This is a genomic window from Streptomyces albus subsp. albus (assembly GCF_000725885.1).
Classification (GTDB): Bacteria; Actinomycetota; Actinomycetes; order Streptomycetales; family Streptomycetaceae; genus Streptomyces; species Streptomyces albus.
In genome coordinates, this window is sequence record NZ_JODR01000005.1 from 80856 (window position 1) to 99399 (window position 18544).

An 18544-nucleotide genomic window follows, 5' to 3' on the forward strand; every position below is an offset into this window, starting at 1 on the left:
GACCACACCGTGCCGCGCGACAGCGGGCCCGCTCCCACGGGCATCGACCCCGAACAGCTCTGGCTGCGCCCCGCCCGGCCCCGCCGGGGACGCAAACCCGCCTTCACCCGCGAAGCGATCACGGCGGCAGCCGTCGCCCTGGCCGACGCCGAAGGGATCGAAGCGGTCACCATGCGGCGGGTCGCCGCCCAGGTCGGCGCCGGCGTCATGTCGCTCTACAGCTACGCCCCCGACAAGGACACGCTCCTGGAGCTGATGGTCGACCACGTCAGCGGCGAACTCCCCAGCGGCGCACCGCCCACCGGCGACTGGCGCGCCGATCTGCGGGCCCTCGCCCACCTCCAGCGCGCCCTCATGCTGCGGCACCCCTGGCTGCCCGCCGCCCTGGCCACCCACCACACGCCCGGCCCCAACGCCCTCGCCTTCGTGGAACGCGCCCTCGCCGCGCTGCGGCCCACCGGGCTGGACGGCGCGGCCAGGCTGGAGGTCTTCGCGCAGCTCACGGCGTTCGTGGCCGGACACGTCGCCCACGAGACCGCCCGGACCACCGTCACCAGGTCTCCCGAGCGGGCCGCGGCCGAAGCCCGCTATCTGGCCGCCGTCGCCGCGGACGGCCACCACCCCGAACTCGCCGCCGCCCTCGCCGCCCCCGGCCGCCCCCTGACCCCGGACGCCACCTTCTCCCGCTTCCTCGACCGCCTCATCGACGGCCTCGCCACGGACTGAGCCCGCCCAAGGCGGGCGGACCGGCCGGCGACCTCCGCGAAGCCGCGCCCGGCCGCCCCTGCCGAGGCTGCCCGGAGACGGCCCGCCGCGCGGTCACCCAATCTTCACGTACGGCCGCCCATGGACAGCGGCGACTGCGGGCACCCGCACACGGTCGTCATATCGAGGGATGCATCGTTGTGATCGTCGTCGCGCTCGTGCTGCTGCCGGCCCTGTGGGTGCTGCTCTTCGCCATGGACCACCTGGAAGAGCGTCTGCTGCACGGTCCCGGCCCACCACGCCACGCGCGCACCCAACGGCATCTGAGGCTCGTGAACGGCGGGCGGGGCGCGGACGGCCGGAAGGCCGCCGCCATACCGGGGCGGCACCGCGACGCGGCCTGAGACGGACCTGTTCCGCGGCCCCCGGACGATGCTTCGGCCGCCACCGAAACGTTCCGCTCGTAGCGTCGGGGCCATGAGCCGCGCCTTCGACCGCTTCGTCCGCCTGCACCGCCAGGAGAGCCCCCTGCTGCTGCCCAACGCCTGGGACTGCGCCTCCGCGACCGCGCTGGCCGCAGCGGGCTTCCCGGCGATCGGCACCACCAGCCTCGGGGTGGCAGCCGCCGCCGGCCTGCCCGACGGAGCGGCGGCGACCGCGGGAACGACCCTGGAGCTGGCCCGCCGGCTCGGCGACGGCCCCTTCCTGCTGACCGTCGACGCCGAGAGCGGCTTCAGCGACGACCCGGCCCAGGTCGCCCTGCTGGCCCGCCGGCTCCACGAGGCCGGCGCCGTCGGGATCAACCTGGAGGACGGCCGCCCGGACGGCACCCTCGCCCCGGCCGCACTGCACGCCGCGAAGATCGCCGCGGTCAAGCACGCCGTGCCCGGGCTGTTCGTCAACGCCCGCACCGACACCCACTGGCTGGGGCAGCAGCGGGAGCGGACGGCCGCACGCCTGGCCCGCTACACCCGGGCCGGGGCCGACGGGGTGTTCGTACCGGGGCTGTCCGACCCGGCGGGCATCGCCGCGCTGACGGCGTCCCTCACCGTCCCGCTCAACGTCCTCCACACCCCGGGCGGGCCCTCCCTCACCGACCTGGCCCGGCTCGGGGTGAGCCGGGTCAGCCTCGGCTCGCTCCTCTACCGCCGGGCGCTCGCGGCGGCCGTCGCCACCGCGACCGGCCTGCGCGACGGCCACCACCCTGCGGCGGCACCCGCCGCCCTCACCTACGCGCAGGTGCAGGCGCTCGCCACGCGCCGCACCGGCACCCCCGGGTAGGGCACCGCACGGCGGCCGGCACCACACGGGTGCGTCACGGCTGGGGGAGGGGCCGCCAGCCGCGGGGGTCCACCCCGCCGGGCACCGGCGCCTGCGCGTCGTACGGTTCGCGGGTGAAGACGAAGGAACCCAGGTCCAGATGGCTGACCGTGCCGTCCGGGCGCCGTACCGCGCGCAGTCGTTCCCCCGCGTAGTAGCCGTCGAGCCCGGTCCAGGTGCCGTCGTCCTCGGCGCGGAACCGGGAGCGCCGCCCGCCGCCGGACAGCGGCCCCAGCAGCAGCGCGCCGGCGGCCTGGAGCCGTACCTCCACCACCTGCGTGCCCCAGTACCAGGGCCCCGTCAGTTCCAGTACGGCCGCATCCACCTCGGTCAGTGGCCGCCAAGGTTCGGGGATACGGGGCTCCGCGTCCGCGACGAGCCGGATCAGATCGCCGGCCACCGTCTCCACGCGGGGCCCCGAGGTGCAGTTGGCGAGGACGACCGCCGCGAGGTCCTCCGCCTCGCAGACCCACAGCGCCGCCAGGAAACCGGGCAAGGACCCCGAGTGCCCGAACAGGCCGAGTCCCTCGCGCCGTGCGAGGGCCACCCCGAGTCCGTAGCCGCTCTCCCAGTCGCCGTCCGCCGCCGGCGCCGCGGGGGACCGCATCTCGCGCACGGACTCGGCGGCCAGCACCCGGTCGTCGCCGCGCAGCAGGAAGGCGGCGAACCGGGCCAGGTCCGCGGTGGTGGACCACAGTTGTCCCGCGGGCGCCATCAGGCCGAGGTCCTGCGCCGGCTCCGGCAGCAGCACGTCCGCCCACGGGTGCACGGCCCAGCCCTCGGCGTGCGGTTCCCGCGGAGCGGGCCCGGTGCGGTGCAGCCCGAGCGGATCGAGCACTTCGCGGCGCAGCACCTCCTGCCAGGGTGCCCCGCGCACCGCCTCCACCAGCGAGCCCAGCAGGGTGTAACCGGGGTTGGAGTAGTGGTGGCGGCGCCCGGCGGGGTGCTTGAGCGGCTCGTCACCCAGCACGTCGGACAGCCGGGGCCGCAGGGTGGCGGGGCTCCGCTCCCACCAGGGGCCGGGGGTCTCCGCGGCGAGGCCCCCGGTGTGGGACAGCAGCTGAGCGATCGTCAGCCGGCCGACGCCGGTGCCCGGCAGATGCTGCTCCAGCTCGTCCGACAGATCCAGCAGTCCCTCGTCGCGCAGTCGCATGATCAGTACGGCGGTGAACGTCTTGGTGATCGACCCGATGCGGTACTGCACGTTCTCGTCCGGGCCGTGCCCGTCCGCGCAGGTCCGTGACCCCGCCCAGACGAGTTCGCCGCCCCGGACCACCGCTGCCACCAAAGAGGGCGCCCGGCCCTGTGCCTGCGCGGTGGCGATCCGGTGCACCAGCGCCCGGCGGGTGGCGGGAAGCAGTCCCTCGGAGGGGCGGTGCGGGCGCGGTGGGCGGGCGGCCAAGACTTCGTGCGGCTTCGTCATGGCCCACAGTCCACCCCACGCGGACCCCTCCCGGCCAGGGGTTTCACCCCGCGCCGCAGCACCGTGCACGGCCGGTCGCATCACGCCCCGAGGGCGCAGGCCCACGGCTGCCTCGGCACCACGCCTGCCGGCGTTCCGGGCCCGCCGCGCTCCGTCAGGACGACGAGGGAGCCACCTCGTAGTCGACGGCGAGGCCGTAGTGGTCGCTGACGGTGTCCGGCCCGCGGTCGAACACCCGCATGCACGACGTCGCCAGCAGCGTCGGCCCCGCCACCGCGCAGCGCACCATGACGTGGTCGATGCCGCGGAACGGCCAGTCGGGGTCCCGCTGGTGGGGATTCGACGGCGAGTACGTCGTCAGCCGTTCATGGGGGTGCACCGCTTCCCATGCGTCCCGGTAGCAGACGCTGAAGTCGTCGACGACGTGCCGGCCGGTGAGGAAACGGATGCTGTCCGCGCCGGCGTCGGCGTCCATGTCGCCCGCGATGACGACGTGGCCGGGAGAGGCCGCCACGATCTCCTCCAGCTGGCGTGCCACCGCCGCCGCCTGGAGGCGGCGCTCGCGCTCATGGTCCAGCTGGTAGTCGGGGAAGTGGTTGGCCACCCAGATCCTGCCGAGCGGCTGCGGGGCGAGGATTTCGGTGACGAGGCACGTACAGGCGAAATCACCGGTGCGCTCCGTGAGGTTGAGGTCCACCTCGAAGACTCGCCCGACGGGCCACCGTGAAGCGGTGCTGATCCCCTGCCCCGGAGGTGCGCCCACGCGTCCCGGCTCCCGTTCCCGCGCCTCGGCGATGTGGAACCCGTCCCCCAGCAACCTGCGAGCCTGTTGGTTCCCGGGCGCGTGCACCGTCTCCTGAAGCGTCAGGATGTCCGGCGCGAGCTGCTCGACGCGCTCCCGGAACCGGGCCTCGCGCTCCTTCCACTCACCGCGCATGCCCCAGGTGTTGAGTGTCACGAATCGCATGGGTCCATGCTGACTCGCTCAGCACCCGCGCCGGCGAACCGCCACCGGGTTCCGCACCCGCCCCGGCACACGCACTAACCACCGTCCCGCGTGGGAACCCGGCGCCCCTTGACGTAGGTGGCCGCGACGGCTTGTTCGTCGCCGAGCATCATGAGGGCGAAGAGGCGTTCCGCGAAGGTTTCGGCCACCTCCGTACGGCGGGCGAGGGTGGGGGTGGCGGCCCAGTCCAGGACGGTGAAGTCGGCTTCCTTGCCGGGGGTGAAGTTGCCGATGTGGCTGTCCAGCCCGAGGGCACGGGCGCCGCCGAGCGTGGCGAGGTAGAAGCCCGCGTACGCGGACAGCCGCCGTCCCCGCAGGGCGGTCACCTTGTACCCCTCGCCGAGGGTCCGCAGGATCGAGTAGCTGGTGCCCCCGCCGACGTCCGTGCCCATGCCGGTCTTCACCTTGTGCCGGCGGGCGGCGTGCAGGTCGAACAGGCCGCTGCCGAGGAAGAGGTTGGAGGTGGGGAAGAAACCGAGGGCCGAGCCGGCCAAGGCCAGCCGGCGGCGGTCGGCGGCGTCGATGTGGACGCCGTGCGCGAACAGCGACTTGCCGGTCACCAGCCCGTACCGGTCGTAGACGTCGACGTAGGAACGGCCGCCGAACAGCCGCTTCACGAGCGCCACCTCGTCCTTGTTCTCCGCCAGGTGCGTCTGGAGCCACAGGTCGCCACGCTCGCGCAGCAGACGGCCGACCATGGCCAGCATCCGCTTGGTGGAGGTGGGCGCGAACCGCGGGGTGACGCTGTAGCCGAGGCGGCCCTTTCCGTGCCAGCGGTCGATCAACTCGCGGGTGGCCCGCTCCGCGTCGTCCACCGAGCGGTCGCGCAGATAGGAGGGGGCGTACGGCTCCCGGTCCATGAGGACCTTGCCGCACAGCATGCGCAGGTCGCGGTCGGCGGCCTCCGCGAAGAAGGCGTCCACGGAGACCGGGTGCACGGTGGGGTGGACGCTGGCGGTCGTCGTGCCCGCGGCGAGCAGCCGGTCCAGGAAGAAACCGCTCGTCGTGCGGGCGTGCTCCGGATCGGCGAACCGGGCCTCCGCGGGGAAGACGTAGGTGTTCAGCCAGGGGAGGAGCTGTTCACCGTAGGAGGCGATGACGTCCACCTGGCTGGAGTGCACGTGGGTGTCCACGAAACCGGGCACGATCAGCTTGCCTCTGTGGTCGGTGTGCGTCGCCCCCGCGCGCAGCCGGTCCGGCACCCGGCGGGCCGGTCCCGCCCACACCACGCGGCCGTCGTGCCCGATCGCCAGTACGCCGTCCTCGAACAGCTGCCAGGCCTGCGGGTCGGGCGGGTCGCCGGGGTCGTCGAGGAAGTGCAGCAGGGTGCCCCGTACCAGGTGCACCCGGCCCCGGCCGGTCCCGCTCCCGGCGGAATCGCCCGTGGCGGAGGCTGCGGCCGGTCCCGTCCCCGCCCACGAGGAGGCGGCGGTCAGGCCCAGACCTGTCATGACGCTGCGCCGTCGCACACCGACGGCCGCACTGGCATCTCGGATCATTTGGCGAGTATGGGGCGCCCGCGTGCGGGCCTCGGCGCAACGCGCCCCGGGGCCGTACCGCTGACCACTCGAACAGGGCGAACGACGATTCCGCCCGGCGCTCCCGCCCCTCTCCCGGCACCCCGCATCCGCACCCCGACGGCACGGTGAGGTGCGGGCGCCTGAGATTCTTCGCCGGGCACCCCCAGGGCCGCGCCCGCGCCCTGCGGCCGGCCGGAGCCGACGGGGGACGCCCCTCACCGGCCCGGGGTACCGCGCCGGACGGCTGTGGCGCATCTCACGGGAACGGCTCCCGCGGTGCGGACAGCCCCGTACATGAGGTGGAAACGATGAGCGAGGAGCTACGGGCGCGTGTGCGGGCGGGAGAACGTGCGGCGTTCGCGGAACTGTACGAGAGGTATGCGCGGGCGGTGTACAACCACGCCTACCGGATGACCGGGGACTGGTCGGTGGCCGAGGAAGTCATGTCGGAGACCTTTCTCGACTCCTGGCGGTCCCGTGAGCGGCTGGAGCCGGACGGCGGCGACCTGAAGCCCTGGCTGCTGGGCATCGCCACGAACAAGGCCCGCAACGCCAACCGGGGCACCGGGCGGCGGCTGTCCTTCCTGGCACGCCGGCCCGCCCCGGACCCGGTGCCGGACTTCGCGGAGGAGACGGCGGGCCGCGTCGACGACGAACGGACCCTGGCCGCGGTACGGCGGGCGTTCGGCGGACTGCGGCGCGGCGAGCGCGAGGTGCTGGCGCTGTGCGTGTGGTCGGGCATGGACTACGCCCAGGCCGCGGAGGCGCTCGGTGTTCCCGTCGGCACGGTGCGGTCGCGGCTCTCGCGGGCCCGCACCCGGCTCCGCCGGCTGACCGACCAGCAACTCGCGCCCGGCCCGGGCGCACCCGCCGCCGACGGCTGTGGCGGGGACGCGCCGACGACGGTCCCCACGCGCGGGTCCGGCCGCTCCCGTGGCGGGCGTGCCCGCCGCGGGAGCGGTGAACAGGAAGGTGCGGAGCGGGAACCGCGGCAGAGCCGCGGAGAGGTACAGGGCGAGGCCGCGTTCGCGGCCCTGCCCTTCAACGAGTTGCAGGAGGGAACCCGATGACCGCCGCCGGATCCGGGCCCGTCGGGGCCCGGCACGACGAGACGGGAGACGACCGCCGCCTGACCGCGGACCTGGCCGAGATGCTCCCGGCCCCGGCCGAACGGGATCTGCCTCCTGCGGCCCACCGCTATCACAAGGACCGCCTGATGCGATTCATCGACCATGACGGGGACACCGGCACCGCACCCGCCGCGGACCCCGCACCCGCCCGCACCCGCCGCCTGCCGCTGCGCCGCTCGACCCTGTGGCTGCCCGCGGCGGCTCTCGCCCTCGCCGGGGCGCTCACCGTCGGCCTGGTCACCGGCGGAAACGGGGACGACGGCTCCGGTCCGGCCCGGGCCGGGCACGGCGCGGCCGGGGCGCTCCTCGACCGGATCGCCAACGCCGCCGCCGAGAAGGACGTGGCACCGGTGCGTGACGGTCAGCTCGTGTACGTCAAGAGCCTGACGGCCGGTGCCGAGGGCCGCCCGGACGGCACCTTCGAGCCTGGTGAGCTGCACGAGCGTGAGGTGTGGATGTCCCAGCGTCGTGGACCGGTCGAGAAGCTGGGCCTCATCCACGAGGACGGCGCCTGGGCGCCCCTCACCGAGATGGTGCCGCCCGGCTCCCCGGGCGTGCGGGAAGGGGTCGACCGGCCCACGTACCGGTGGCTGGCCACACTGCCCACCGACCCGGACGCCCTCCTGCGCAAGCTCGACGGCCTGGCCGAGCCGGGCGAGGGCCAGGAGCGGGACCAGGCCGTCTTCGAGCTCATCGGGAGGCTGCTCGGCGAGACGGTGATGCCGCCCGAGACGGCCTCCGCCCTCTACCGGGCCGCGGCCCGGATCCCGGGGGTGACCCGGACCGAGGACGCGGTCGACGCGGCGGGCCGGCACGGCATCGCCGTCACCCGCGTCGACAAGAAGGCGGCGACGGCCACGTCGTGGATCTTCGACAAGCGCAGCCTCGCCTATCTGGGGGAGTTGAGCAGGCTGTCGAAGGACACGAAGGCGGGCAAGAAGGGCACCGTTCTGGAGGAGACGGCCGTCCTGCGGCGCGGTGTCGTCGACGGCTACCGGCAGCGCCCCGACGGCGACCGCACCCGGCACGGCTGACAGGGGCGGGCCGGACCCTGGCGGCCCGCCCCGCCGGCCCCGTCGCCCTCACCCCTCGTCGGCCTCGTGGACCACACGGCCGTCGAACACGGTGAGGGTGACGGGAGGGGAGGGGATGTCGTGCGGGGCGGTGTGGAGCAGATCGCCGCCCAGCACGCACAGATCGGCGGCCTTGCCCACCTCCAGCGAGCCCTTCCAGTCGTCGGCGAAGTCCTGCCAGGCGGCGTCGGCGGTGTAGGTGCGCAGAGCCTCGTCCAGACCGGCGCTGGTCGGGCCCGCTGACCCGGCCGCTGCGTGTCTGACGGGTGAGCATGGTGGCGATACCCTGCCGCCAGTCGGGGAACGCGACGGGGGCCGCCGGGAGGCACCGGGTGGGGCGGTGGCCCCGGTGCGGTGGGGTGCCGTTCCGGCTGCCGGGCTACACGGTCTCCCGCACGTGTGCGGTGAGGGTTACCCTCATCCGGCCGGGGTTGAGGGTGAGTTGGGGGAGCCGGGGCACGGAGAGGCTGTCGCGGTGCAGATGGATGCGCCAGTGGCTGAGCAGGGAGGCGAGCAGCAGTACGCCCTCGATCTGGGAGAACTCGTCGCCGATGCACTTGCGGGCGCCGCCGCCGAAGACGGTGACGGGGATCTGCGGCCTGGTACCGCCGGCACCGTGCGCGTCCCAGCGGTCGGGGTCGAAGCGCTGCGGGTCCGGGTAGAGGTCGGGCAGATGACTGATGAGGTAGGGGCTGTAGGCGAGGGTGGTGCCCTTGGGGAGGGGGTAGCCGCCCAGCCGGGTGTCCGTCTCGGTCTGCCGGGTGAGGAACCAGCCCGGCGGATACATCCGCAGCGCCTCGGTGAACACCTGCCGGGTGTAGGTGAGCCGGGGCAGATCGTCCCAGCCGGCGGTCCGTCCGCCGAGCACCTCGTTCACCTCGGCCGTCAGCCGGGCATGGACGGCCGGATGGGTGGCGGCCAGGTACAGCCCCCAGTTGACCGCGCCGGCCGTCGTCTCCGTCCCGGCCGAGTACATGGTGACGGCCTGGTCCACCAGTTCGTCGTCGGTCAGCGCGGGGGTGTCGCTCTCCGGGTCCCGTGCGGCGATGAGCATCGACAGCAGACTGGTCTCCTCACCGTCCCCGTCCGCCGCGCGTTCGCGGTACGCGGCGGTGAGGTCCGCCATGGACCGGCGTACCCGGCGGGTGGCTTCCTCGTAGCGGACGTTGCCCGGCGTGGGCACCTTGCGCAGCGGCCGGGGCAGCAGGCTGTGCCGGGTGAAGCCGGCCAGGAGCGTGTCGAAGTCGGCGGCCAGCCGCTTGTGGAGACCGGGGTCCAGACTGGTCCCGAACACCGTGGACAGCACGATGTCGGCGGTGATGTTGCGGGCCTCCACCGCGAGGTCGAGCGTCCGGCCGTCCTGCCAGCCGCCGACGACGGCACTGATGCGTTCGGTCATGATGCGCGCGTAGTGGGGGAACCGGGCCTGGTGGAAGGCCGGCTGCATCAGCCGGCGCTGCCGGCGGTGCTCGGCGGCCGGGCAGGTGGCGAGGCCCTGCCCGCCGGCTTCCCGCAGCCGCTCGAAGAGGGGGCCGCCCTTGTCGAAGACGCGGTCGTGCAGCAGGACCGTGCGGGTCAGTTCCGGGTCGCACACCACGACGACGGGTTTGTGAGCGAGGCGGATCTCCACCAGCGGGCCGTGCTCGGGCAGTCCGCGCAGGAATGCCAGGGGCGCGCGCAGGAACTCCGGCAGATGGCCCACCACGGGCTTGGCGCCGGGGGCCCAGGGCACCGGGAGGACGCTCTCCATGTCACCAACTCCTCGTTCTCGGCCCCAGGGGCCGCACGGGACACCGGCCGCCGCCGGTGCGACGGGTTCGTATGCCGGGAGAGAGATCGTGGAACAGGGGCCGGAGCGCGGGGAGAAGAGCCGGCCGGCCCGGCGGTGGCCGGGGAACGCCCGGGCGCCCGGCGGTGCTCGGTGATCCCTCACTGTAGGGAGCGGGCGGCGCGGCGTCCATGCCGCCGACCGGCACACGCCGGGCTTCCGGCACGGCCCCGTTCGACCGGCGTTGTGAGGTGAGTCACACCTGCATCGGCGGCAAGTAACGCACTGTGTAGCGGATCATTCCGTTCGCCGGTTATGCCGGAATCGGCCGTGCTAACGGTGAGACCGGATGCGGAAAGTCCTCCTCCTTCGTTTTCCAGCCGGCTGCGAGTCTGGTGCGACCACCAGGACCCCCATAATCTGTTTGGCGGCCTGGGAGAGGTCACGGGGGAAGGACGCATGAATGAAGGAAACTTCAGCTGCTGTCACGGACCGATCTCCGCGCGACGGAGAAACAATCCGGCTCCAGAAGCGACTGGGTGAAGACCTGGCCCGCGTCAGGAAATCACTGCGTTCCCTGACCGTTCCACCGCACGAACGCATACAGGAACCCATTCTGTATGCGGTGGAGAACACTGGACGGCTGCTGCGGCCCACTCTCGTCCTGCTCTCCTCGTATCTCCTGGAGGAGGAAGAACGCCTCGTCACGCACCGGCGCGTCATCGAAGGCGCCGCCGTCGTCGAAATCCTGCACATCGCCACGCTCCACCACGACGACCTGATCGACGAGGCACAGGTGCGGCGCGGCAGGCCCAGCGTGAACGCGCGGTACGGCGACGCCGTCGCACTGCTGACCGGTGACTACCTCCTCGCCCGCTGCATGCAGTCGGCGGCGGCCCTCGGCGCGTCCCGGATGACGGCCATGGCCGAGACGCTGGTGGACCTGTGCGTGGGCCAGATGCTGGAGTCCATGCAGCTCCACGACCCGCTGCGCAGCGAGGACGACTACTTCGCGGCCATCTCGGGCAAGACCGCCCGTCTGCTGCGGACGGCCGCCACGATGGGCGCCCTCCAGACGGGGGCGGACCAGGATGCCCGCCAGACGCTGGAGACCTTCGGCCACAACCTCGGCATGGCGTTCCAGATCTGGGACGACATCCTCGACATCTGCAGCAGGGAGACGGGGAAGCAGCCCGCGAAGGACATCCTCAACGGCGTCTACACCCTCCCGGTGATCTACGCCGTCGAAGCGGAGCGGGAACGACTCCTCCCGGTGCTGCGCAGTCAGCCGCTGTCCGCCGAGCGCTGCCGGCAGATCATCGCGGCGGCACAGGAATCCGGGGCGGTCAGCCGGGCCGCCGCCGTGGCCCAGCGTTACATCACCGACGCCCTTTCCGTCGTGGAATCCCATCCCGCCACCGCGCGGCACGCCGCGGTGGTGAAACAGTGCCTGCGCGACCTCGTCAGTGCATTCGCCTCCCAGCATCCGGCACTCAAAGCGCTGCGGGACATCGTGCAACCCGCACCCGACCGCCTGCCGTCGACCACATGAGAAATCCGACGACACAAGGAAACTGACGACATGAGAAATCCGACGACATGAGACAACCGCGCCACGCGGCCGGTCCCGCGGCCGGTGGACGGAATTGACTCGGGTGCATTCACGGTATTCACGTGGGGTGTTCTGTGCCGGAAATCCGAAGTGATTTCATCGCCGATTACGACAGTCTGGCCCACACCTGGTGGGACCCCAGGGGCCCCCTCGCCCCCCTGGGCTGGATCGCCCGCGCCCGCGCCGGCTTCGTACCCGCCGCCCCCCACGAGGGTGCCCGGCTCCTCGATGTGGCCTGCGGGGGCGGGCTGTTCGGCCCCCACCTGGCCGGCAAGGGATACCGCGTCGTCGGTGTGGACCTGTCTGCGCTGTCGCTGCGGGAGGCGCTGCGGCACGGATTCGACGCGGTCGCCCGCGCGGACATCGCCCGGCTCCCGTTCGCCGACGCGTCGTTCGACGTCGTCACGGCAGGACAGTGCCTCGAACACGTGCCGGACCCCTTCGCCGTCGTGGCGGAGGCCTGCCGGGTGCTGCGCCCCGGCGGCACCCTCGTCCTCGACACCATCGCCGACACCCGCACGGCGCGGTTCGTCGCCATCACCCTCGCCGAGAACGCACCCCTGCCCGGCCGGCCGCCCCGCGGCACCCACGACCACCGGCTGTTCGTCAACCGGCAGCGGCTGCTGCGCACCGCACGCGCGCAGGGCGTCGAGCTGCGGCTGCACGGCCTGCGCCCGCACTTCGGCGACGGGCTGCGCTATCTGGCCCGCAGACGCGAGGAGGTCCGCATGGTCCCCACCGCCTCCACCGGCGTGCTGTTCCTCGGCGTGGGGAGGAAGAGGTGACCGCCACCGTGCGGCCGGCCGCCGGCGCGGTGCGCAACTGGCTGGTCGGCGCCCGGCTCAAAACCCTGCCCGTCACCCTGGCACCCCTGGTGGTGGGCTGGGCGACCGCCTCGTCGCTGGGGCACTTCAGCTGGTGGCGTGCCGCCCTGACGCTGGTGTTCGCGCTCGGTTTCGTCCTGGGCACCAACTTCTTCAACGACTACAGCGACGGGGTGCGCGGCGCCGACGACCACAGGGTGGGCCCGGTCCGGCTCGTCGGCTCCGGACGGGCCTCACCCCGCCAGGTCCTCCGCTCCGGCCTGGCGCTGTACGGCGTCGCGGTGCTCTCCGCCGTGGTGCTGGCCGTGACCGTCTCCTGGTGGCTGCTGGCGCTCGCCGCGGTGTGCGCGCTCGGCGGCTGGTACTACACCGGCGGGTCCAGGCCGTACGGCTACCGCTCGCTGGGCGACGTCAGCATCTTCCTCTACCACGGCGTCATCGCCGTCTGCGCCACCGTCCACATCCAGCTCGGCCGGGTGCCCTGGATCGCCCTCGCCGCCTCCCTGCCCATCGGCCTGCTCGCCTGCGCCCTGCTGACGACGAACAACCTGCGCGACATACCGACCGACACCGCCGCCGGGAAGATCACCGTCGCCGTCCGCCTCGGCGACCGGCGCACCCGCGTCTACTACACGCTCACCGTCACCGTCGCCTTCGTCTCCGCGCTGCTGCTGGCCGCCGCCCGGCCCTGGGCGCTGCTGGTGCTCGGCGCCCTGCCCGCCGCCGTCCTCCCGCTGCGCCGGGTACTGGGCGGAGCGCGCGGCAGCGAACTGGTGCCCGCCCTGGAGCACACCTGCGTGCTGCTGCTCGTCTTCGGGGCCCTGCTGGCGATCGGGCTCGCGCTGTGACCGGCCCCGGGACGCACGCCACAGCCGGCCGGGGCAGCGGCGGGGTGGCGGGCCCGGACCACGAAGTCCTGGTGATCGGCGCCGGGTTCTCCGGCATCGGCACCGCGATCGGACTGCTGCGGGCCGGCATCGACGACTTCCTGGTACTGGACGAGCAGGACGACGTGGGCGGCTCCTGGCACGCCAACCGCTACCCCGGCATCGCCGTGGACATCAGCGCCTTCTCCTACTCCTTCGCCTTCGAACCCTTCGCCGGCTGGTCGCGCGCGTTCCCGCCCGGCGAAGAGCTCAAGGCGTACGCCGACCACTGCGTGCGCGCCTACGGGCTCCGTCCCCACCTGCGGCTCGGCGCCCGGGTGGTGCGCGCGGTGTACGACGAGACGCGGCACCTCTGGCAGGTCTTCTCCGCGGACGGCACCTGCCGCACGGCGCGCTTCGTCATCTGTGCCACCGGCTGGCTCACCAAACCCAGGACGCCCGACATCGAGGGGCTCGACCGTTTCGCGGGCGACCTCGTGCACACCGCCCGGTGGGACCCGTCACTGGAACTGGCGGGCCGGCGCGTCGCGGTGATCGGCACCGGCGCCTCCGCGATCCAGCTGGTGCCCGAGATCGCACCGTCGGTCGAACGGCTCCACGTCCACCAGCGCACGCCCACCTGGGTCTTCCCGAAACCGGACGTCCCGGTCCCCGAGCCGGTCCGCAGGATGTTCGGGGCCGCTCCGTGGACCCAGCGCACCGTGCGGCTGCTCACCGACACCGTGACCGAGCTCAGCTTCGTCATCGCGATGATCCACTACCGGCGCTTCCCGTTCCTGGTGCGGGCCGGGGAGGCGTTCGCGCGGCTCTATCTGCGCAGCCAGGTCGGCGGCGACCGCGAGCTGATGGACAAACTCGCCCCCGCCTACCGGCTGGGCTGCAAGCGGCCGTCGTTCGGCAAGGGCTACTACCGCACGTTCACCCGCGACAACGTGCGGCTGATGACCGAGCCCATCGAGTGCGTCACCGAGACGGGCATCCGCACGGCGGACGGCGAGGAGCACGGCTGCGACGTCCTCGTCCTCGCCACCGGCTTCCACGTCCTGGACAATCTGCCGCCCTTCCCGCTGTACGGACCGGGCGGCCGGGACCTGAAGGAGTTCTGGCGCACCGAACGCTTCCAGACCTACGAGGGCACCGCGGTCAAGGGCTACCCGAACCTGTGGTTCATCGTCGGGCCGTACTCCTTCACCGGCGGCTCCTGGTTCGGGATGATCGACTACCAGGTCACCCACGCACTGCGGGTCATCGGGGAGACCCGGCGGCGCGGCGCCACACAGGCCGTCGTCCGGCCCGAGAAACACGACAGGTCCTTCCGCAGGGCGCTGCGCCGCCAGCGGAACACGGTGTTCGTCCACCCCAGTTGCCGGGGCACGAACAGCTACTACTTCGACGAGCGCGGCGACGCACCCGCCGTCCGCCCGGCGTCGACCTACGAGGCCGCCTGGCGCGCCAGGCACTTCGACCTCGACGACTACCGCTACGACCGGGCCGCCTCCGGAGCCGCCACATGACCGAAGGACGTCCGGCCACCTGGGAGGCCGATGCCATGCGACTGCGCGACGTGCGGGGCGAGGACCGCGCCCTGTGCACGCTCTACGGACTGTCCGCGATAGGCGGCTGCCTCGTCATGGGGACGCTGGCCGTCGCCTTCGTCGTCCGCAACGCCGGGGCCGGACCCATCGGCGTGATCGGGAACTTCCTGCGCGACGCGACGGGAAACCTGGCCTCCCAGTTCATCTACGCCGACCTGGTGCTCATCTGGGCGCTGCTCGGCGCCTACATGACCGTCGAGGCGCGGCGGTACGGGATCCGGCACGTGTGGGCGTACATCGTCGGCGCCCCGGTGCTGGCGCTGATCGTCAGCTTCTGCCTGTTCATGTACGTCCGCCAACTGCGCATCGCCGCCCGCCGCACCGAGCACGCCGCACCCCGCACCGCCCTGACGACCAGCCACGCACCCACGAGGGGAAGCGATGACCACCACTGATGCCGCCGGGTCCGTCGCGGGCGTCGAGAAGTCCCTGGCCCTGGCCGCCGAAGCGCTGCGCCGCGGCCAGGACGCCACCGGCTACTGGAAGGGGGACTTCGAGACCAGCCTGATCGGCGAGTCCGGCGAGGTCATCCTGCGGCACTATCTGCGGCTGCCGCCCGACGAGACGGTGGCCGCCGCCGCCCGGACGATCCTGAGCGAACAGACCTCCACCGGCGGCTGGGCCTCCTACCACGAGGGCCCCGACGAACTCCTGCTGTCGGTCTTCTGCTACGTCGCCCTGCGGCTGGCCGGCCACACCCCCGACGAACCCGAGATGCGTGCGGCAGCCGCCTCCATCCGCGGCAACGGGGGCGTCGAGGCCGTCGACAACCTGCTCATGCTCGCGTGGCTGGCCCTCATCGGGCTGTGGCCCTGGCGCGACATCCCGCTGATCCCGCCCGAGATCGTCCTGCTGCCCCCCTCGTTCCCGGGGAACATCTACCAGGTCGGCGCCGCCGCCCGCGGCATCCTCGTCGCCAACAGCCTCTTCATGGCCCGCCGCCCCGTGGTGCCCACCGGCTTCGGCATCCGCGAACTGCTCGCCCGGCCCGGCGCCCGGCGGCTGCCCCGGTCGCCGCTGGTGCGCTGCGCCACCACCCTCAGCCACTGGTACGCACGGCACCCGGTGCGGCCACTGCGCCGCCGGGCGGTCCGCAAGGCGACGCGGTGGCTGGTGCGGACCCAGGAGCGGGACGGCAGCTGGGGCGGCAACTGGCCGCAGACCGCCAACGTCGTCATGGGTCTCGACGCGGCCGGATACGGGCAGGACCACCCGGTGGTCGAGGCGGCCATGGCGGGGCTGGACAGGTACGTGGTGCACAAGGACGGGCACCGCCGTATCGAGATGTGGACCTCCGTGGTGATGGACACCGCGCTGGCCCTCTCGGCCAGCGCCATGGCGGGCGGTCCCGACGCGGAGGAGGCTGCCCGGCCGGCGGTGCGCTGGCTGCTCGACAACCAAGTGACCGAACTCGGCGACTGGGCCGTGCTGACCGACGACCCGCAACCAGGCGGCTGGCCCTACGAGTTCACCAACAACGCCAACCCCGACGCCGACGACACCGCGTTCGCCGTGGCCGCGCTGCGCCGCGTCCACCCGCGCGGCAGCGACCCGGACGTGGACGCCGCCTGCGAGCGGGCCGGCCGGTGGCTGCTGTCCCAGCAGGGCGAGGACGGCGGCTGGGCCGCCTTCGAACCGCTGCGCTGGCGGCTCCCGGGACGCGACAAGCTCGCCAGGATCGGCTTCCTGGAGGCGCCGTCCGCCGACATCACCGGCCACGTGCTGGAGGCGCTGGGCGCCGACGGCAGGGCCGGAACGGCCGCGGCCCGCCGCGGCATCGCGTGGCTGCGCCGCAACCAGCGGCCCGACGGCTCCTGGCCCGGCTGGTGGGCCTGCTACCACCTGCACGGCACCAGTGCCGCCGTCACCGGCCTGACCGCCTGCGGGATCCCCGGCAACGACCCGGCGGTGCGCAGGGCCTGCGACTGGCTCGTCGCCCACCAGCGGGACGACGGCGGCTGGGGCGAGGACATCCGCGCGCTGCACGACCCGGCCTGGATCGGCAAGGGCACCAGCACCCCCTCACAGACGGCCTGGGCGCTGCTCGCCCTCATCGCCGGCGGGCGGGCCGGGAGCGCGTCCGTCCGCGCGGGGCTGGACTTCCTGGTCCGCACCCAGCAGGACGACGGCGACTGGGCCGAACCGTGGCACACGTGGGTGGTGCACCACGACGGCCTCTACTGGCGCGACAGCCTGCTGCGCCTCATCTACCCCGTCATGGCGATGTCGGCCTACCGGGCCGCCGTCACCGGGACGGAGCCGCGATGAGCAGCGTCACCGTGGTCGGAGGCGGTCTCGCGGGGATGACGGCGGCCTGGACACTGCGCGGACTCGGACTCCCCGTACGGCTGCTGGAGGCGGCGCCCGGACTCGGCGGCATGGCCGGCTCACGCGTCATCGAGGGCCGGACGGAGGACCACGGGGTGCACATCTTCCCCGCCTGGTACCGCAACACCCTGCGGCTGGTGCGGGAGCTGGGCATCGAGCGCAACCTGCGCAAGGCCAGGAACTTCCACCAGTTGCTGCCCGGCGAGTTCCCCGCCTTCCGCACGGCGGTCACCCCGGCCGCCGACCGCCTGCTGTTCTACTACGGGGTGATCGACCTGCTCTCCCAGCGGTACGGCCCGCGTGACGAGTCCCTCCACGACTTCCTGCACAGCCGCTGGTACCTGACCGAGGCGGCGATCGCCGACATCGAGCACCTCTTCGTCGCCTCCAGCGCGGCGGAGAGCCCCGCCGTCTCCGCCGCCGGATTCCGCGGCAGCATCGCGGCGTTCGCCCGCCACCCCGGCCCGGTGCGGATGCCCCGCGGCGATTTGGAGCGGTGGTTCATCGGCCCCTTCCGCGAACGGCTGGAGGCCGACGGCGTCGAGGTGCGCACCGGCAGCGAACTGACCGCGGTGACCGTCTCCGGCGACCGGCTGGAGACCCTGACCGTGCGCGGCGCCGACGGAGCCACCGTCACCGAGGAGGCCGGCGGCCACGTCGTCCTGGCGCTGCCGCACGGGCGCCTGTCCGCGCTGGGCGGCGAGGTCACCGGCGCGCTGCGGCCCCCGCACGGGGTGACCGAGCTGACCTCCCGTCCGCTCGGCGCGCTCCACCTGTATCTGCGCAGGCGCCTGCCGCAGCTGCCCGACGAACACGTCCGCCTGGTCGGTTCACCGCACGCGCTGACGCTCCTGGACGTGGGACGGGCGTGGCGCGGTCACGAGGTCACCGTCCTCAACTGCGTCGTCGGACGCGTCTGCCGGCTCGCGGAACTGTCCGAGACAGAGGCGGTCAAGGTGCTGGTGGACGAGCTGTCCACCTACCTTCCCGACCTCACCTGGGACGACATCGAACACGTCTGCTACCAGCCGCACTTCGCGGCGCCGTTCTTCGCCCCCGGACCGGGCTCGGCCCGCTTCCGCCCGCACAGCGCCACCGCACTGGCCAACGTCCACATCGCCGGCGACCACTGCGCCGCCCCGCCCGGCGTGGCCGGCATGGAGAGCGCCGTGCGTTCCGGACTGACGGCCGCCGAGTCGGTCCGCCGCGCACTGCGGCCCGAGGCACCTCCGGTACGGATCGAGCCCATCGGCGACATCAGCCCCTCCGCCGCGCGCCTCCTGCGTACGGCGCTCGCCCCGCTCGCCGCGGCCGTCCGGTCGCTGACCACCCGCACCCGAGGGAGATGACCGC

The 18544-nt window shown here is 73.3% G+C and carries 17 protein-coding genes; 12 read left to right on the forward strand and 5 right to left on the reverse strand.

Features of this window, described 5'->3' with window-relative positions:
- Positions 1-9: 9 nt before the first annotated feature.
- The 3 genes from IO40_RS0106460 to IO40_RS0106470 all read left to right on the forward strand — a co-directional run bounded on the left by IO40_RS0106460 (position 10) and on the right by IO40_RS0106470 (position 1986).
- Entirely contained in the window at positions 10-726 is a 717-nt protein-coding gene (locus tag IO40_RS0106460) for a TetR/AcrR family transcriptional regulator C-terminal domain-containing protein (protein ID WP_016471560.1), read from the forward strand.
- Positions 727-905: 179 nt separating this feature from the next.
- A complete protein-coding gene (locus IO40_RS0106465) occupies positions 906-1109 on the forward strand; it encodes a hypothetical protein (protein WP_016471561.1) in 204 nt (67 codons plus the stop codon).
- Positions 1110-1182: 73 nt separating this feature from the next.
- Complete coding sequence (locus IO40_RS0106470) at positions 1183-1986, forward strand: isocitrate lyase/PEP mutase family protein (protein ID WP_031175018.1); 804 nt, start codon at positions 1183-1185, stop codon at positions 1984-1986.
- A 34-nt stretch (positions 1987-2020) separates the two neighbouring features.
- Here IO40_RS0106470 and IO40_RS0106475 read toward each other — a convergent pair whose 3' ends face one another.
- The 3 genes from IO40_RS0106475 to guaD form a co-directional block, all read right to left on the reverse strand.
- On the reverse strand, positions 2021-3448 hold the full coding sequence (locus IO40_RS0106475) for a serine hydrolase domain-containing protein (RefSeq protein WP_041968664.1): 1428 nt from the start codon (positions 3446-3448) through the stop codon (positions 2021-2023).
- A gap of 154 nt (positions 3449-3602) precedes the next feature.
- Complete coding sequence (locus IO40_RS0106480) at positions 3603-4415, reverse strand: endonuclease/exonuclease/phosphatase family protein (protein ID WP_016471564.1); 813 nt, start codon at positions 4413-4415, stop codon at positions 3603-3605.
- 74 nt (positions 4416-4489) lie between these two features.
- Entirely contained in the window at positions 4490-5953 is a 1464-nt protein-coding gene (gene guaD, locus IO40_RS0106485; protein ID WP_234336582.1) for a guanine deaminase, read from the reverse strand.
- Positions 5954-6282: 329 nt separating this feature from the next.
- Between guaD and IO40_RS0106490 the strand changes: the two genes are divergently transcribed.
- Positions 6283-7044, forward strand: a complete 762-nt coding sequence (locus IO40_RS0106490; protein ID WP_016471566.1) for an RNA polymerase sigma factor — start codon at positions 6283-6285, stop codon at positions 7042-7044.
- Positions 7041-8138, forward strand: coding sequence for a CU044_5270 family protein (locus IO40_RS0106495; RefSeq protein ID WP_016471567.1), 1098 nt, complete (start codon positions 7041-7043; stop codon positions 8136-8138). Before IO40_RS0106490 ends, IO40_RS0106495 begins: the two co-directional genes overlap by 4 nt.
- 48 nt (positions 8139-8186) lie before the next feature.
- Here the strand turns inward: IO40_RS0106495 and IO40_RS35600 are convergent, their stop codons facing one another.
- Together IO40_RS35600 and IO40_RS0106505 are read right to left on the reverse strand one after the other, a co-directional pair.
- Positions 8187-8396 carry an amidohydrolase family protein gene (locus IO40_RS35600; protein ID WP_324604518.1) on the reverse strand — a complete coding sequence of 70 codons (210 nt, stop codon included), beginning with the start codon at positions 8394-8396 and terminating at the stop codon, positions 8187-8189.
- 160 nt (positions 8397-8556) lie between these two features.
- Positions 8557-9927: a cytochrome P450 gene (locus IO40_RS0106505; protein ID WP_031175021.1), complete on the reverse strand. Its 1371-nt coding sequence runs from the start codon at positions 9925-9927 to the stop codon at positions 8557-8559.
- 481 nt (positions 9928-10408) lie between these two features.
- On the opposite strand from IO40_RS0106505, the gene IO40_RS34720 reads away from it, so the two are divergent.
- The 7 genes from IO40_RS34720 (at position 10409) to IO40_RS0106540 (ending at position 18540) form a co-directional block, all read left to right on the forward strand.
- Complete coding sequence (locus IO40_RS34720) at positions 10409-11497, forward strand: polyprenyl synthetase family protein (RefSeq protein ID WP_078659771.1); 1089 nt, start codon at positions 10409-10411, stop codon at positions 11495-11497.
- 134 nt (positions 11498-11631) lie between these two features.
- Positions 11632-12342, forward strand: a complete 711-nt coding sequence (gene ubiG / locus IO40_RS0106515; protein WP_016471571.1) for a bifunctional 2-polyprenyl-6-hydroxyphenol methylase/3-demethylubiquinol 3-O-methyltransferase UbiG — start codon at positions 11632-11634, stop codon at positions 12340-12342.
- Positions 12339-13229: a 1,4-dihydroxy-2-naphthoate polyprenyltransferase gene (locus IO40_RS0106520; protein WP_016471572.1), complete on the forward strand. Its 891-nt coding sequence runs from the start codon at positions 12339-12341 to the stop codon at positions 13227-13229. The genes ubiG and IO40_RS0106520 overlap by 4 nt, the downstream gene beginning before the upstream one ends.
- Positions 13226-14782 (forward strand): flavin-containing monooxygenase, encoded by a 1557-nt coding sequence (locus IO40_RS0106525; RefSeq protein ID WP_016471573.1) that lies wholly within the window; start codon positions 13226-13228, stop codon positions 14780-14782. The genes IO40_RS0106520 and IO40_RS0106525 overlap by 4 nt, the downstream gene beginning before the upstream one ends.
- Entirely contained in the window at positions 14779-15258 is a 480-nt protein-coding gene (locus IO40_RS0106530) for a DUF2834 domain-containing protein (protein WP_016471574.1), read from the forward strand. The genes IO40_RS0106525 and IO40_RS0106530 overlap by 4 nt, the downstream gene beginning before the upstream one ends.
- Positions 15245-17131, forward strand: a complete 1887-nt coding sequence (shc, locus tag IO40_RS0106535; RefSeq protein WP_016471575.1) for a squalene--hopene cyclase — start codon at positions 15245-15247, stop codon at positions 17129-17131. Before IO40_RS0106530 ends, shc begins: the two co-directional genes overlap by 14 nt.
- Positions 17128-18540 carry an FAD-dependent oxidoreductase gene (locus IO40_RS0106540; protein WP_030408597.1) on the forward strand — a complete coding sequence of 471 codons (1413 nt, stop codon included), beginning with the start codon at positions 17128-17130 and terminating at the stop codon, positions 18538-18540. The genes shc and IO40_RS0106540 overlap by 4 nt, the downstream gene beginning before the upstream one ends.
- Positions 18541-18544: the final 4 nt, after the last annotated feature.